Annotated in this window: 12 protein-coding genes; 9 read left to right on the top strand and 3 right to left on the bottom strand. The window is 67.2% G+C overall.

Going from position 1 to position 15,761, the window contains the following annotated elements; genetic code table 11:
* Positions 1-88: 88 nt before the first annotated feature.
* From HNE04_RS24435 to HNE04_RS24425, 3 genes are all read left to right on the top strand, one after another.
* Entirely contained in the window at positions 89-865 is a 777-nt protein-coding gene (locus HNE04_RS24435) for an IclR family transcriptional regulator (RefSeq protein WP_172225418.1), read from the top strand.
* Positions 862-1,797: a DUF3108 domain-containing protein gene (locus tag HNE04_RS24430; RefSeq protein ID WP_328700404.1), complete on the top strand. Its 936-nt coding sequence runs from the start codon at positions 862-864 to the stop codon at positions 1,795-1,797. Before HNE04_RS24435 ends, HNE04_RS24430 begins: the two co-directional genes overlap by 4 nt.
* A 103-nt stretch (positions 1,798-1,900) precedes the next feature.
* Positions 1,901-2,173, top strand: a complete 273-nt coding sequence (locus tag HNE04_RS24425) for a BTH_I0359 family protein (protein ID WP_172225416.1) — start codon at positions 1,901-1,903, stop codon at positions 2,171-2,173.
* A 4-nt stretch (positions 2,174-2,177) separates the two neighbouring features.
* Here HNE04_RS24425 and HNE04_RS24420 read toward each other — a convergent pair whose 3' ends face one another.
* Entirely contained in the window at positions 2,178-3,233 is a 1,056-nt protein-coding gene (locus HNE04_RS24420) for an AbrB family transcriptional regulator (protein WP_172225413.1), read from the bottom strand.
* A gap of 23 nt (positions 3,234-3,256) precedes the next feature.
* Between HNE04_RS24420 and HNE04_RS24415 the strand changes: the two genes are divergently transcribed.
* Entirely contained in the window at positions 3,257-3,976 is a 720-nt protein-coding gene (locus HNE04_RS24415) for a ChaN family lipoprotein (RefSeq protein ID WP_172225410.1), read from the top strand.
* Here the strand turns inward: HNE04_RS24415 and HNE04_RS24410 are convergent.
* Entirely contained in the window at positions 3,960-5,294 is a 1,335-nt protein-coding gene (locus tag HNE04_RS24410) for an aminotransferase class III-fold pyridoxal phosphate-dependent enzyme (RefSeq protein WP_172225407.1), read from the bottom strand. The two genes, HNE04_RS24415 and HNE04_RS24410, sit on opposite strands and share 17 nt — an antisense overlap.
* Positions 5,295-5,381: 87 nt before the next feature.
* Here HNE04_RS24410 and purU point away from each other — a divergent pair, with 87 nt between their 5' ends.
* From purU to HNE04_RS24385, 5 genes are all read left to right on the top strand, one after another.
* Positions 5,382-6,230 (top strand): formyltetrahydrofolate deformylase, encoded by an 849-nt coding sequence (gene purU, locus HNE04_RS24405; protein WP_172225404.1) that lies wholly within the window; start codon positions 5,382-5,384, stop codon positions 6,228-6,230.
* A 4-nt stretch (positions 6,231-6,234) separates the two neighbouring features.
* Positions 6,235-7,104 (top strand): LysR substrate-binding domain-containing protein, encoded by an 870-nt coding sequence (locus tag HNE04_RS24400; RefSeq protein WP_172225402.1) that lies wholly within the window; start codon positions 6,235-6,237, stop codon positions 7,102-7,104.
* A 4-nt stretch (positions 7,105-7,108) separates the two neighbouring features.
* Positions 7,109-8,875 carry a sensor domain-containing diguanylate cyclase gene (locus tag HNE04_RS24395; RefSeq protein WP_172225400.1) on the top strand — a complete coding sequence of 589 codons (1,767 nt, stop codon included), beginning with the start codon at positions 7,109-7,111 and terminating at the stop codon, positions 8,873-8,875.
* 91 nt (positions 8,876-8,966) lie between these two features.
* Positions 8,967-10,037, top strand: a complete 1,071-nt coding sequence (locus tag HNE04_RS24390) for an enolase C-terminal domain-like protein (RefSeq protein WP_172225384.1) — start codon at positions 8,967-8,969, stop codon at positions 10,035-10,037.
* On the top strand, positions 10,034-11,527 hold the full coding sequence (locus tag HNE04_RS24385; protein ID WP_172225381.1) for an FAD-linked oxidase C-terminal domain-containing protein: 1,494 nt from the start codon (positions 10,034-10,036) through the stop codon (positions 11,525-11,527). The genes HNE04_RS24390 and HNE04_RS24385 overlap by 4 nt, the downstream gene beginning before the upstream one ends.
* 13 nt (positions 11,528-11,540) lie before the next feature.
* Here the strand turns inward: HNE04_RS24385 and HNE04_RS24380 are convergent.
* A partial coding sequence (locus HNE04_RS24380) for a beta strand repeat-containing protein (RefSeq protein ID WP_172225378.1) occupies positions 11,541-15,761 on the bottom strand: 4,221 nt, incomplete at its 5' end.

Here is a 15,761-nt window from a genome sequence, read left to right as displayed (position 1 = left end):
CCGTCGGGTTGTATGCGTTAGAGTCCGAGGACGTTACGCATTGTGAAATGAATTTACCTAATCGTAATTCTACAGGAAGCCGCCGGGAATGAAGGAACGCGCCGGGATTCAATCCGTCGAGGTGGGCTTTGGCCTGCTCGAAGTCCTGTCCAGGGCGGCCGGGCCCTTGATGCTGCGCGACCTGGCCGCTGCCGCCGGCATGAGCGCCGCCAAAGCCCACCGCTATCTGGTCAGCTTCCAGCGGCTGCAGCTGGTGGTGCAGGATGCCTCCAGCACCCGCTACGACCTGGGGCCGGCTTCGCTCAAGCTGGGACTGGCTTCGCTGTCCCGGCTGGACGCCGTCAAGCTGGCGCGCGAGCGCATCGCACCCCTGATGGAAAAGGTCGGCCACACGCTGGCGCTGGCCGTGTGGGGCAACCACGGACCCACCATCGTGCACTGGGAGGAGTCGCCGCAGGCCGTCACGGTGAACCTGCGCCTGGGCGACGTGATGCCGCTGCTGTCGTCCGCGACCGGCCGCTGCTTCGCCGCCTACCTGTCCAAGGAAGCGATCACGCCCCTGCTCAAGGACGAAATCGCCAGGGCCCAGAAACAGGGCCGCGGCGACGTGCCCGCCTCGTTGACCGAAGCGCGGGCCATGCTCGACGACGTGCGCCAGCGCGGCGCGGCGCGGGTGGTCGACACGTTGTTGCCCGGCATCGTGGGCTTTTGCGTGCCGGTATTCGATTCGGACGGCCATATCGCGCTGGGCATCGTCGCGCTCGGGCCGACCGGCACCTTCGATCCCGAGTGGGACGGCGCCGTGGACCGGCCGCTGCGCGCCGCCGCGCGCCAGTTATCCAGCGACCTGGGGTATGCGGGGTGAACCCCGCGGGCGCGCCATGGCGGCCGCTGCTGGCAGTAGCGGTGGCCGTGCTGGCGGCCCACCTGCTGATCTTGCGGGCCGGTCCGGGCCCCTTGCAGCTGGCCAATCCGCTGGCAACGCACGCCTTGTTCACGCGCACCATCACCGCGGCGCCGCCTGCGCCGACAGCGGCGCCTGAGCCCCTGCCGCCGGTGCTTGCGACACCGAAGCGTCCGCGCGCTCCTGAAGCAGCGCCCTTGCTGGAACAGGCGCCGGTATCGGCGGCGCAGCACGAAGCCGCCCCGCAGGCGTCGTTCGCCGTGCCCGGCTCCGTGCGGCTGCACTACCAGGTGTCCGCCCACAGCCGCAACCAGCTCTGGCAGGGAAAGGGCGAATTGCTGTGGCGCCACGACGGCGAGCGCTACGAAGCCCATCTCGAAGTCAGCGCGCCCTTGCTGCCCACGCGCACCCAGCGAAGCACCGGCAGCATCACGGCCGATGGCTTGGCGCCCCTGCGCTTTTCGGACAAGGGCCGCAGCGAGGAAGCGGCTCACTTCCAGCGCGACCAGGGCAAGGTGAGTTTCAGCAGCAACCGGCCCGACGCGCCCCTGGCGCCCGGCGCCCAGGATCGGCTGAGCGTGCTGCTGCAGCTTGGCGCCCTGATCGCCGGCAACCCCGGCAAGTTCGGCCCCGAGGCGACTATTGCCATCCAGACCGCCAGCACCCGCGACGCCGAGCCCTGGATTTTCAAGGTCGAGGTTGAGGAACAGCTGGTGCTGCCCGGCGGGGCCGTCGCCACGATCAAGCTGACTCGCAACCCGCGCAAGGAGTTCGACCTCAAGGTAGAGCTCTGGCTGGCTCCCGGGATGGCTTACGTCCCCGTGCGCCTGCGTCTGACACAGCCCAACGGAGATTGGCTGGATCAGCAGTGGTCCTCCACCGACAGGGACTGAGCCGCGTACTGCCTAATCTGGAGCTATGGAGGTTCCAGCGTTATCCCGGTCCTCCTTGAAACCGGCTCAAACGTTGCTATGTAAAGTGGCAAAGGAAACCACCATGCAAATGCTCTATGACTCCGACGCGTTCGTCGTCGTGCACATGCAGGCCAATGAACCGGCCGAGGGCGAACCCGCCCCCCGCATTGCCAGGCATGGGTTCGAGATCGTCGATAAGCGCTCCAACAAGGAGGTTTATCTCGACGGCTCCTGGGCCGAGGCTTTCCAGCGCCAGATCAACGCCTGGCAACTGAACACGCCCACCCAGGAAGAGGTCGAGGAAACTCTGGACGGCTACGCCGAACTGGCGCAAAACCCGCTGGTCATGCACTGACGCCTCAACGCATCCAGCCCAGCCGATACAGGGGTTCGACCAGGAGCAACACGGAAACCAGGCGACAGACCTGAAACGCAGTGACCACCGGCACGCCGAGCTGCAGCACTTTCGCAGTGATGGCCATCTCGGCGATGCCCCCGGGCGAGGTTCCCAAGACCATCGTCGCCCAATGCAGGCCCGTCAGCCAAGCCAGCAGGGCCGCCATCCCGGCACACAAGACAGTCATCACCACCGTCCCCAGCGCCACCGAAGCCAGCCAGCGGGGCGCAGTGCGCACGAACTCGGCTGAAAACCGCACCCCCAGGCTGACCCCGATCAGCAACTGGGCGGCGTTGGTCACGAATCCCGGCAGCGCCGACAGCTCCACGCTCGCCATCGTCAACGCCATCGCGGCCAGCAGGGCCCCCATGAACCACGGGTTGGCTCGCCCGGTGCGTTGCATGAGCCACGCGCCTGCGCCCGTGGCGGCGGCCAGCCAGGCCAGGCCCGGCAGGTTGACTTGGCGCGAGCCGGGCAGCGTCGCGTCCAGACCGTGCAAGCCGCTCAGGGTCAGGGCAAAGGGCACGGTGAGGGTAACGACCAGCAGGCGAAGGCTGTGCGATGCGGCCACCAAGTCGGTGCGGGCCCCTGCGCGTTCGGCGAGCAAGGTCATTTCGGATGCGCCGCCTATCGCCCCCGCGAAATAGCTGGTAGCCCGCTGGTGTTCCCGTGATACGCCCATGCGGCCGCCATGGCCGCGGTCCAGCCAGCAGCCGAACGCCCATCCCAGCGCGAGCGCCCAGACGATGGCCAGCAAGATGGCCCACCACAGGCTGGCCACCAAAGCCGTGACCTGGGGCGTGAAGTGCAGGCCCAGGGCGCAACCGATGACCCACTGGCCGAGGTTGCGAAGCGGGGCCAGGCTGCGCGTGGGCCAGCCCAGTATGGATGCGATCGAAGTGGCTAGCAGGGGGCCGAGCATCCAGGGAATCGGCGTGCGCAGGGCTTGGCACGCCAATGCGGCGCCCAAGGCCAGCAGCAAGGTCAGGGTGACGCGGAAAGGAAGAGTCGAGGTCATGCGCGAGGCATTAGTATCGTTGCATGCACCGTACCGTCGCCCTTGCCGCGCTCCTGCTGGCCGGCTGCGCCTCGCCGTTGGCCGTGCCCACACCCGACGTGCTCCTGCTCGGCGAGCAGCATGACGCAGCTGAGCATCAGCAATTGCACCGCCATGTCATTCAGCGCCTGGCCGCACAGGGCAGCCTCGCGGCCCTGGCGCTGGAAATGGCCGAGCAGGGCGCTTCCACGGCCGGGTTGCCTGCCGACGCCTCTGAGTCAGCCGTGCGGGCAGCCCTGCGCTGGGATGAGCACGCCTGGTCCTGGCAAGCCTATGGCCCGGCAGTGATGGCCGCGATCGCTGCGGGTGTGCCGGTGGTCGGCGCGAACCTACCGCGCCCCAGCTTGCGCGCCGTGATGGCCGATGCCGCCCTCGACAGCCTGCTGCCCGGGCCGGCGCTGAAGGCCCAGCAGCAGGCCGTGCGCCTGGGCCATTGCGGGCTGTTGCCGGAAGCGCAAATCGGACCAATGACACGGGTGCAGATCGCACGCGACCGCGCCATGGCGCAAACGCTGGTCCAGGCCGCCGTTGCGGGCAAGACCGCTGTCTTGCTGGCGGGCGCCGCCCATGTCGACCCGGCGCTGGGGGTGCCACGGCACCTGCCGCCCTCGCTGCGGGTCGATTCCCGGACGCACGCCCCGCAGCCCCCCAAAAAAGACTACTGCGAGGACTTGCGGCGCCAGATGATCAGGCGTGCTTCCTGATCGAGTCGGCCAATGTATTGACCAGCGTGTCGATATGCGCCTTCTCGACGATGTACGGCGGCGCGATCACCAACACATCGCCCGCAGGCCGAATCAGCGCGCCCTTGTGGAAGCAGTCCACGAAGATGTCGTAGGCGCGCTTGCCCGGGGAGCCGGCGATGGGCGCCAGTTCCACCGCGGCCGCCAGGCCCAGGCTGCGGATGCCGATCACGTTGGGCAGGCCCTTGAAGACGCTGTGGAATGCATCGCCCAGCACCTTGCCCATTTCGCCGGCGCGCTGGAACAGGTTCTCCTGCTTGTACAGCTCGAGCGTCGCGATCGCCCCTGCGCAGGCGACGGGATGGCCCGAGTAGGTGTAGCCGTGGAAGAACTCGATCACGTGCTCGGGCGCGTCGGTCTTCATCATGGCGTCGTACAGCTTGTCGCGGCAGATCACGCCACCCAGCGGGATCACGCCGTTGGTCACGCATTTGGCGAAGTTGAGCATGTCGGGCACCACGCCGTAGTAGTCGGCCGCGAAGTTGGTGCCCATGCGTCCGAAACCGGTGATCACCTCGTCGAAGATCAGCAGGATGCCGTGCTTGTCGCAGATCTCGCGCAGGCGCTTGAGGTAACCCTGCGGTGGCAGGTACCAGCCGGCGCTGCCGGCCACCGGCTCGACGATGATCGCGGCCACGTTCGACGGGTCGTGCAGCGGCAGGATGCGGTTCTCCAGCTCGAGCAGGATGTCCTCCTGCCAGACCGGTTCGCGGTTGTGGATGAAGGCGTTGTTGACCGGATCGTGGATGAAGCGCAGGTGATCCACGCGCGGCAGGAAGGCGCTGCCGTACACCTTGCGGTTGGCCGGTATGCCGCCCACGCTCATGCCGCCGAAGCCGACGCCGTGGTAGCCCTTCTCGCGGCCGATGAAGACGTTGCGGTGGCCTTCGCCGCGGGCGCGGTGATAGGCCAGCGCCACCTTCAACGAGGTGTCCGCAGCTTCGGAGCCGGAATTGCAGAACAGCACCTTGTTCAGGTCGCCCGGCGCCATCGCGGCGATCATCTCGGCGGCCTTGAACGCCTGGTCGTTGGAGGCCTGGAACGCGGTGCCGTAGTCCAGGGTGTCCAGCTGCTTCTTGATGGCTTCGTTAATGGGCTTGCGGTTGTGGCCCGCGCCCACACACCACAGGCTGGAGATGCCGTCCACGACCTTCTTGCCGTCGTGGGTGGTGAAGTCCATGCCGTCGGCTGCGACGAAGATGCGGGGGTCCTTGCGGAAATGGCGGTTGGGCGTGAAGGGCAACCAGTGGTGATCCATGTTGAAGTCGTTGTAGGCCATGGGGTCTCCAAAACAGCAAAAGGGCATTTTGGCACCGGCCGGCGCGCTCTGCAGGAAGCCGGGCGCTCCTGCGACAATTCACCCTGTATGAACCACGCTTATATCCTGACCCTTTCCTGCCCGGACCGGCCGGGCATCGTGCACGCCGTGTCCGGCTTCCTGCTGGAGCGCGGCGGCAACATCGAAGAAGCGGCCCAGTACAACGACCACGACACCGGCCTGTTCTTCATGCGCGTCCAGTTCGCGTGCGACCAGCTCACCTTCGACGATCTCAAGCTCCAGCTGAAGTTCTTCGCCGAGCCGTTCAAGATGGCCTGGAAGCTGCACTCCACCGAATCGAACATGCGCACCGTGCTGATGGTCAGCCGTGACGGCCATTGCCTGAACGACCTGCTGTTCCGCTGGAAAAGCGGGCTGCTGCCACTGGACGTGCGCGCCATCATCAGCAACCATCGGGATTTCTACCAGTTGGCGGCGAGCTACAACGTGCCTTTCCACCATATCCCCGTCACCTCCGCCACCAAGGCGCAGGCCGAGGCCCGGCAATACGAAGTGATCGAGGCCGAGGGCGCGGAGCTGGTGGTGCTGGCCCGCTACATGCAGATCCTGTCGGACGACCTGTGCCGCAAGCTGGCCGGCCGCGCGATCAACATCCATCACAGCATGCTGCCCAGCTTCAAGGGCGCCAAGCCCTACCATCAGGCCCACGATCGCGGCGTGAAGGTGATTGGCGCCACCGCTCACTACGTCACCTCCGACCTGGACGAGGGGCCCATCATCGAACAGGACGTGACGCGGGTGGAGCACAAGGACACCGCGGAACACCTGGTGGCCCGCGGCAAGGACACTGAAAGCCGGGTACTGGCCCGCGCCGTCAAATGGCACAGCGAACACCGGGTGCTGCTGAACGGCCACAAGACGGTGATATTCAAATAGGCCCATGACCGCGCGCATCCCTCCGATCCAGTGTTTGCTGACTTTCGAAGCGCTGGCGCGCTTGCGCTCGGTGACGCTGGCGGCGGAGGAACTGTGCGTGACGCCCAGCGCCGTGAGCCATCGCGTCAAGCAACTGGAACAGATCATCGGCACCAAGCTGTTCGGCCGCGCCGATTTCTCGCTGACGACCGAAGGCAGCGAGTACCTGGCCCATGTACGCGAGGGGCTCGCCAGCCTGGAGCGCTTTCCCGGCAAGGACGCCGCCCAGGGCAAGCGCAAGCTGCGCGTCGCCGTCACCCCCACCTTCTCGCGCTCCATCCTGATGCCGCGGCTGCGCGGCTTCATCGAAGCCTATCCCGAGATCGACCTGACGCTGCAAGTCTCGATTCCTTTGCTGGACGTGGTGGCCGAGGACGCCGACCTGATGATCCGCTTCGGCACCGGCCGCTATGCCGATGTCGAGCATGTCTGCCTGATGACCGACGAGGTCACCCCGCTGGCGGCCCCCAGCTACATCCGCGCCAATGGCCCGTTCGACTCCATCGAGGAGCTGCTCACGGCCAAACTCATCAAGAGTCCACTGGAGCCCTGGCGCACCTGGTTCCTGGCCCATGGCGTGGACGCCGGCGAGCCGGGCGAGGGCTCGTCGTTCAACGACATCGGCCTGATGTGCGACGCGGCGGCCCAGGGCCTGGGCATCGCGCTGGTTCGCCTGAAGCTGGGCCAACCGTGGCTGGAGAACGGTACGCTCGAACGAATCTCCGACCGCAACGTGCCCAGCCCGCATGCGCACTACCTGTGCTGGCGCACCGGCACCATGGACCGCTGGGAATGCGCCGCTTTTGCGGAGTGGCTCAAGAAGAGTCTCGCCTAAGACCGTGAGAACACGCGCACACGGGATCGGCATGCTGCGCTTGGCACTACGCCTGGCCGCGCTGGCCGTCCTGCTGGCGGCCGCGACGTTCCGGCCCGCGTGGGCCAGCGAGGGCGAGACCGACATCACCCTGCAAGGCCAATACTGGATCGACGAATCCGCCCGGATGTCCGTCCAGGAGGTTGCGGGCGGGGCCGCGAAGCTGCAGCCGATGGACAGGTACCGCAACTTCCAGCTGGGAAACTCCGTGCTGTGGATGCGCTTCGATCTACCGGCGCTGCCTCCCTCGCAGCGCTGGTACCTGCTCCTCACCGGCGCCGCGTTCATCGACCGCGCCAGCCTGTACGCGCGTGGGCCCGACGGCGCCTGGCAGGAGCAGCGGGCCGGCGACCATGTGCCGGTCGCACAGTGGAGCCAGCCGAATCACTCGCCGCTGTTCGAAGTCCAGGGCAACTCCGCAAGTCCGGTCTGGCTGCGACTGGAGAACCGTCCCGCCCCGACGAGCCCTTATGTGCAGCTGCTCACGGACGAGCGCCTGCAGTCCAAGCGCCAATGGACCTACCTGATGCTGGGCGGCTACCTGGGATTCGGCCTGCTTGTCTTCATCGTCGGGCTGATCCACGCGCGGCTCTATGGCGACCCTGTATTCCGTGCGTACTGCATGTATGTGGCCTGCATGCTGGCATTCCAGCTGTCCTTCACCGGCATGGGCGGCCTCTTCCTGTGGCCGCAGTGGGCCTGGTTCAACAACGCGGCGCCGGCGATGTTCATGCTGCTGATGATCGGCTCGGGCATCTGGTTCATCAGGCAGGCGACCGCACTGCCACGCCACGGCCGGCGCCTGGACCGCGCGGCGGTGGGCTTCTCCCTGTTCGGGCCCGCGTTCGCGGTGGTCTATGTCCTGTCCAGTGGCCCGCTGACCTACACCATCCTCAACATCTACGGCCTGCTGTCGGTGGTGCTCAGCATCTATCTGTGCGCCTGGACCTGGTACAAGGGCGAGCGCTACTCGGGCTGGCTGATCCTGGGCTTCCTGCCGGTCCACCTGGGCTACCCGTTCCCCGCGCTGCGAGCGGCCGGCGTCCTGCCCGACAGCTGGGCCACGCAGTACGCCGTGCTGATCGGCTCGGCCATCGAGATTCCGCTGCTGCTCTACATCCTGCACTGGCGGGCCAAGGATTTCAGCGAGAACCGCGCTCGCCTGCGGGCGCTGGACAGCACCGACCCGCTGACCGGTTTGACGGTCACGCCCGTGCTCAGGCTGCGCCTGCGCGATGCCCTGCGCCGGGCGCGCCGCTCCGGCCATCGCTGCACCGTGCTGCTGGTCGATTTGTCCAACCACGCCGACATCGTGGCGCGCGCGGGGCGCGAGGCGGGCGACCGCGCGCTGGTAGTTGCCGCCTCGCGCCTGTCCCAGGTCGTGCGCGAGGTGGACACGGTGTGCCGGGTGGCCGATACGCGGTTCGCCATCCTCATCGAAGGCCCCCAGGCGAACGACGCGCGCCGCCTGCTGGCGCAGCACATCGTGGCCCGGGGCCTGGAAACGGTGTCCGGGTTGCCGCCGGACCTGACCCTGCGCCTGCGGCTGGTGTCCGCATGGGTCCCGAATGGCGCCCCCGAACTCACGCCCGAAGGCGGCATCGATGAGCAGCGCCTGCTGCAGCGGATGACGCGGGCCCTGGAGCGGCTGCTCGAGGATCCGAAGAGGGTGGTGCATCATCTCGAACCACGCGCGACGGACGCCGGCCAGTCGGCACCTGCGCCGATCTGAGGCAGGAGCGCTAAGGCAGCGCCACCGCTTTTCACCGATCCGTGAAAAACCTTCACTGGTGCGTTCTCGCATCGCTGCCTACAGTGGGCGGATGAAGATCCTTTCCTTTGACGTCCGTAGCGTGCTGGTTCCGATGGCGGAGCCGCACCGGACGGCCTCCGGTGTCATCGCGGCCTCGCCGCTGGTGCTGCTCTCGGTCACGACCGATCAGGGCGTGCAGGGCCACAGCATCACCTTCACCTACACGCAGGCCGCGCTCAAAGCGACGGCCGAGCTGATGAAGAACATGGAGCCCCTGGTCGCCGGTCAGGCCCTGGCCCCGGCCGCGCTGTCGGAACAGCTGCAGGGGCGCTTCAGGTTGCTGGGCACGCAGGGCCTGGTCGGCATGGCCCTGGCAGGCATCGACATGGCGCTATGGGACGCGCTGGCGCGCAGCCGGCAGTCGCCGCTGCACGCGCTGCTCGGGGCGGCAGCCAAACCGGTGCCCTGCTATGGCGGCATCGGTTACGACGGCGCCGCCGATTCCGCCCGCGCCGCCGAGCGCTGGGCCCGGCAGGGCCTGAAAGGCGTCAAGGCCAAGATCGGCTACCCGACGCTGGCCGAAGACATCGCCGTCGTTCGCGCGATCCGCGACGCCGTCGGGCCGCAGCTGGCGGTGATGGTCGACTACAACCAGAGCCTCACCCCCGGGGAAGCCCGCAGCCGTTTGCAGGCGCTGGACGGTGAAGGCCTGCAATGGATCGAGGAGCCGGTGCTGGCGCACGACTATGCGGCGCTGGTGCAGTTGGGCCAGCGCGTGCGCACACCGCTGCAGGCCGGCGAGAACTGGTGGGGACCGCTGGATTTCCGCCATGCCTTCGACGCCGGCGTGCGTGAGCACGTGATGCCCGACGTGATGAAGTGCGGCGGCGTCACCGGCTGGCTGGCGGTGTCGGCCATGGCCCAGGCCTATGGCACCGCCGTATCCAGCCACCTCTGGCCCGAGATCAGCGCCCAGCTGCTCACGGCAACGCCGACCGCCCGCTGGCTGGAATATGCCGACTGGTGGAACCCTGTCCTCAAGAGTCCCTTGAGGCTGCGCGACGGCCTGGCCGACCTGGACGGCGTGCTGGCCAGCGGGGTAGAGTTCGACGACGACGCCACCAGGAAATACGCCGCATGAACGCCCCGCTGGACCCCGTTATTGCCGACCGCGCCGAGCGCCAGTCGCAGGTGGTGCGGGCGCTGCAGGCCGCGCTGCCGGCCGACGCCCTGCTGTGGAACAGCGAAGACACCACGCCCTATGAGTGCGACGGCCTGACGGCGTACCGGCAGCGCCCGCTGGTGGTCGCGCTGCCGGAAACCGAAGGCCAGGTCCAGGCCGTCCTGCGGATCTGCCATTCGCTCGACGTGCCGGTCGTGGCTCGCGGAGCGGGCACGGGCCTGTCGGGTGGCGCCATGCCGCATGCGCTGGGCGTGACGCTGTCGCTCGCCAGGTTCAACCGCATCCTGCGGCTCGACCCGGCCAGCCGCACCGCCGTCGTGCAATGCGGCGTGCGCAACCTCGCCATCAGCGAAGCGGCGGCGCCGCATGGCCTGTACTACGCGCCCGACCCGTCCAGCCAGATCGCCTGCACCATCGGCGGCAATGTGGCGGAAAACTCGGGCGGTGTGCATTGCCTCAAGTACGGCCTCACGCTGCACAACGTGCTCAAGGTGCGCGGCTTCACGGTCGAAGGCGAGCCGGTGGAGTTCGGCAGCGCCGCATTGGACTGCGCGGGCTATGACCTGCTGAGTGTCGTCATCGGCAGCGAGGGCATGCTCGCCGTGGCGATCGAGGTGACCGTCAAGCTGGTCCCCAAGCCGCTGCTGGCGCGCTGCATCATGGCCAGCTTCGACGACGTGCGCAAGGCCGGCGACGCTGTCGCTGCGGTGATCGCGGCGGGCATCATCCCGGCCGGCCTGGAGATGATGGACAAGCCCATGACGGCGGCGGTGGAAGACTTCGTGCATGCCGGCTACGACCTGGCGGCCGAGGCCATCCTGCTGTGCGAGAGCGACGGCACGCCGGAGGAAGTGGAAGAAGAGATCGGCCGCATGAGCGAGGTGCTGCGCACGGCGGGCGCGACGGCCATCGCCGTCAGCCGCGACGAGCCCGAGCGCCTGAAGTTCTGGAGCGGGCGCAAGAATGCTTTTCCGGCGTCGGGCCGCATCAGCCCCGACTACATGTGCATGGACTCCACCATCCCGCGCAAACGCCTGGCCGACATCCTGCTGGCGATCCAGGAAATGGAAAAGAAGTACGGCCTGCGCTGCGCCAACGTGTTCCATGCCGGCGACGGCAACCTGCACCCCCTCATCCTGTTCGACGCCAACGACGCCGACCAGTTGCACCGTTGCGAGCTGTTCGGTGCCGACATCCTGGAAACCAGCGTGGCCATGGGCGGCACCGTGACGGGTGAGCATGGCGTTGGCGTGGAGAAACTGAACTCCATGTGCGTGCAGTTCAGCGCCGGCGAGCGCGAACAGATGCTGGCGCTCAAGCGCGCCTTCGACCCCAGGGGTCTGCTGAATCCGGGCAAGGTGATCCCGACCCTGAACCGCTGCGCCGAATACGGAAAGATGCTGGTGCGCGGCGGCCGGATCTCACATCCGGATCTGCCGCGGTTTTAGCCACGGCCGCGAATCAGCGCCGGCACTGGTTATCGTCGACCAGGTTGTCCAGGCCCTTGGCGTCCGCCGCCTGCTTTTCTTCTTCCTGCTGCAGCAAGCTGGTGAAGGTGGTCAGTGTGTTGTTTTCTGCGACCACCTGCGCCGCCAAGGCATGGTTGCCATCGATCAGCGCAGCGACCTGGTCGGTCGTCGAGCCGGTCAAAGGCGCTGGAGCGGGCGGCGGTGCCGTGGCCACGTTCATCATGAGGGAGCCGTACGCAAGCGAAGCCCCGGCGACATTTCCCGTCACCGTCGGCAACTCGCCGCTGGTCGTTCCGGCGATCAGCTTGTAGGAGCCATCGGCCGGCTGTGACGTCGCTTTGGCAATCAGCGTGCTGCCGCCCGGCGCCGAGGGAAACACGACATTGCCGGCCACGTCGATCTTGTCATGGCTGGTTCCGTTGAAGTCGAATTCCATCACGGCCCCATCGAGCACATGCAGGTTGCCCGAGACGGTCATGGAGGAGATGCCGCCGCTGCCGCCGGGCGCCAGGACGCCGGCCAGGTAGACATCGCCCTCGGCGGTGATGGGCCCGCCGGCACTGACACCGCCGCCACTTGAACCCAGCGAGGAACCGGACGTGGTGCCCTCCAGGGCGACGCTGAGCACCCTGCCGTCGACGGAGACCAGCGTGGTGCTCGGAACGCTGGTGCCGAGCACCGCGCTATCAAAGCCGCTCCAGCTGAGCGCACCGCCAACTTTGGCGCTGGCCAGGCCCAGCGTGGACCCGGCGCCGGGGCCGGTGATCGAGGCCAGGCCGGCCGCATCCAGATGCAATTTGAACGAGGTCGATGGCGTGCTCAAGTGAACATTGCCGCCGGTCCCCAGGGCCTGCGCGAACACGCCACCGCTGGTCGCGACCCGCAGCGGGCTGGCGCCACTGCCGATGGCACCATTGGCGGCCCTGACAAAGACCTGGCCGTCATTGAGGGCATGGACCGTGCCCTTGCCCGCCTCGGCCGCGATAGCATCCGCTTCCAGGGCCACCGAGCCGCCGGCTGCGATCGTGCCCACGGTAAGCGCGCCGAAGCCTCGGTAGGCCACCGTTCCGCCGGCCGAGGCGTTGAGCCGGGCCGCCGGTGCGTTGTTGGTCAGCGCAGCGTCGCCGGCGACGGCCGTTGCGTCGATCGCCGTGAGGTCGTTGCCGGGGTTTGTGAGGTTGATGTTGACCCCTGCCGCCGCAGTCAGCGAAGAGCCTCTGACCGCTTCGAACTGCCAAATGCTGCCGTTGTTGGCACTCAGGGCGACGGCGCTGCGGCCCGTGGGCCCCGTGCCTGAATGGATGCCCAGGATGCCATCGACGGCTCCGACGGTAAGGTCGGCTCCACCGTCGTTCGAGAATGCAAAACCCGCGCCGCTGGCGTTGGTCGCTCGTCCGCTGATCACGGAAACATGGTTGGCTTCGGTCAGGACCACGCTACCGGCATCCGCATTCAGCTGGTTCGCGTAAATCGTCGCGCCGCCCGCCTGCGTGATGCTGGCGGCGGAACCCTGGATCAGGCTCAACGCCCCGCTGCCCACACCGATCGAGCTCTCGATCGACAGGCCACCGGTGTAACTTCCACCGCCGATCACGATGACGCCCGCCGTCACATTGCCCAGTTCGGCCTGGCTCAGTGCCAGCTTGCCGCTGTCGTCGGTGCTGCCTAACCCGATGGCCCGGCTCATCCTTGTGGGCTTGATCATCGTGCGGGCCGCGCCCGAGTCGATCTGGCCTTGGAGATCGAGGTAGTCGGCCACGAGGTGGATCTCGCCCGGGCTCGCGCCGACGTTCCTGACGGACGATCCACCGTCGATGTAAATGCCAGGGATCGGCGCGGGCGCCGTTGTCACGGCTTGCAGCACGGTCTGGCCGCTGCCGCTGTTTTCGACGGTGCTGTTGTTGAGGGCCAGAAGGCCGTTCACGGCCGTGAGCTGGATGGCGGAAGTGGCCGAAATCAGTTCGTTGTTGACTTGCAGCGCGTCGTAGGGGCTGCCCACCCCGGTCGTGCCCGTGATGGCGACCGTGCTTCCGCTGACGGTGGCGCCCCCGGCATCCAGGACGAATCCTTCCAAGTCCGCGCTTTCCCCGGTGATATTGACAGCGCCGGCGCCTGCGTGAATGCTGGAGCTGCCGATGTACACGCCCGTAGTCCCGAACAGGGATGCACTGCCGCCGTTGATGTCGATGCTGCCGCCGGACGTGCCGATGGACGAACCGTAAATGTAGACGCCACCGGAACTGCCGATAGCCAGGGCGGCGCCGCCCGTGTCGATGGCGGTGAACTCGATATCGACATGGCTGCCGTTGATGTTGAGCGTATCGCCGTTCGTCACAAAGTTGGAACCATAGGCGAGCACGCCGATGCCGGCCGAGTTGCCATTGATGGTGATGGGCCCGCTGCGGCTGATATCCGCATTGCTGAATTCGATGCCTATGCCGTTGCCGGCGCTCACCCCGGTCAGGCTCAACGTGCCGCTGCCCGTGAGCGATCCCATGCACCCGCAGTCCACCAGGATGCCGCCGCCGCTGAACGAGAGCGAGGTCGCCTGGTTCTCGCCGAAAATCGCGGTGCCGGCCCCGGCGCTCAGGTTCATACTGCCCGACACTTCCACGCCAAAGCTGAACTGATTTTGCGTCGTCCCGACGATGGAAATGTCGCCTGACCCGGCGTTGACGGTCGAGTTGTAGAGCGAAACGCCGGTGGTGCCAGCGGAAGCCCCGGACACGTTCACCGAGCCACCGTCACTGTTCAGCGTGGAACCCCACACGTCCACCGTGCCCGCGTTGGCGCCCACTTGAATGGAACTGCCCGCGCTGGCAATCAAGGTCGAGTTGAGCAAATAGACGTCGGCGTCGGCGCCGGTGGTACTCAGCAGGATGCCCCCGCCGCCTGCGGCTAGGGTGGCGCCGTTCAAGTCGATGTGCCCATTACTGACAATGGTCGACATCGTGATCGAGCCACCAGAGATGCCGGCGCTGGTTACGTCGACGCGTTGGCCGCTGATGCCGACGGCACCCGTTCCGGCGTTGATCGGCGCGTTGATGAACACACTGTTGCCGCCGACGTCGGACAGGTTCGACAGCAGAGTGATGTTGCCGCCGTTGGTGGTAATGGCCTGCTGGATGTTCAGCGACCCCTCGTTGGGGCTGGTGAGGGATCCAGGATCGCCCGCCGTGAGGCTGACCGCACCACCGTTGGTGGTGATCGAGCCGTTGACGTTGAGATAGCCGCCGGCCTGCGCGGTAAAGCCGATCCCGGCGTTCGCGATGTTGATCGGCGCGTCGATATCGATCTGGTTGTTGGCCTGCAACACCACGTTGCTGTTGGCGCTGTTGATGGTCGCGACGTCGAGGGTCAGGAAGGTCGGCGCGTCGCCAAACAGCACATCGCCGCCGTACACGCCCCCTGAGGTCGAAACGACGATGTCGTCGGGATCGAGCAGCAAGATGCCGGTCTTGCCCATGGGTGCCCTCGTATCGACGGGCGAGGAAAACTGGAGCCTGTGCTTGCCCGAGACTTCGACGAAGCCGCCGTCGCCGCCCTGCGCGCCGCCACGCGCGCCGATGGCACCGAAACTCTGGGTCTGGTCGTCGGCCCAGACGATGACCCGTCCGCCGTTGCCGTCCACGCCGGCGTCGGCCTTGATGGTTGCGGCCGCGTCGACATAGGTGCGCTGGGCATTGGGCACTTCGGCATTCTTGCCCTGGTAATCACCGCCGACCCGGACAGAACCGCCGCCGCGTTCGCCGCTCACATCCAGCGCCGCGCCGGCGAGCAGGCCCACGCGCTGGCCCAACACGTCGATGGAGCCGCCCTGGCTGCCTGCAACGGCCGAGATGCGCCCGTCGACCAGCGCGTCGCCCGCGCCCGCTTTGAGCACCACCTTGCCACCCTCGGCTGTGACGGCGTTAGCCTGGATCAGGCCACTGTGTTTGAGCTGGCCGGCGAAGATGCCCACGGCATCGCCTTGCAGCGTGCCCAGGTTCAGTGCCTGGTCGCCGGGGGCCTGCAGTTCCATGCGGATGCCTTCCAGGCCGCGCCCGGTCAGCTCCACCTTCTGGCCTGCGGCCAGGATCGTGGCGCCGCTGGGCGACTGCACCAGCGCGCCGGTGCCCACCTGAACGTTCGGGGCGATCAGCACCACGTCGCCGCTGCGCGCCAGGATCTTGCCGTCCACGCTGAGCGTGCCACTCGCCAGCCCATCGCCGCC

Source organism: Caenimonas soli (assembly GCF_013155545.1).
In the GTDB taxonomy this organism is placed as follows: Bacteria; Pseudomonadota; Gammaproteobacteria; order Burkholderiales; family Burkholderiaceae_C; genus Ramlibacter; species Ramlibacter soli.
Note: the sequence above shows the minus strand (reverse complement) of the source record. Positions and strands in the feature narration are given on the sequence as shown.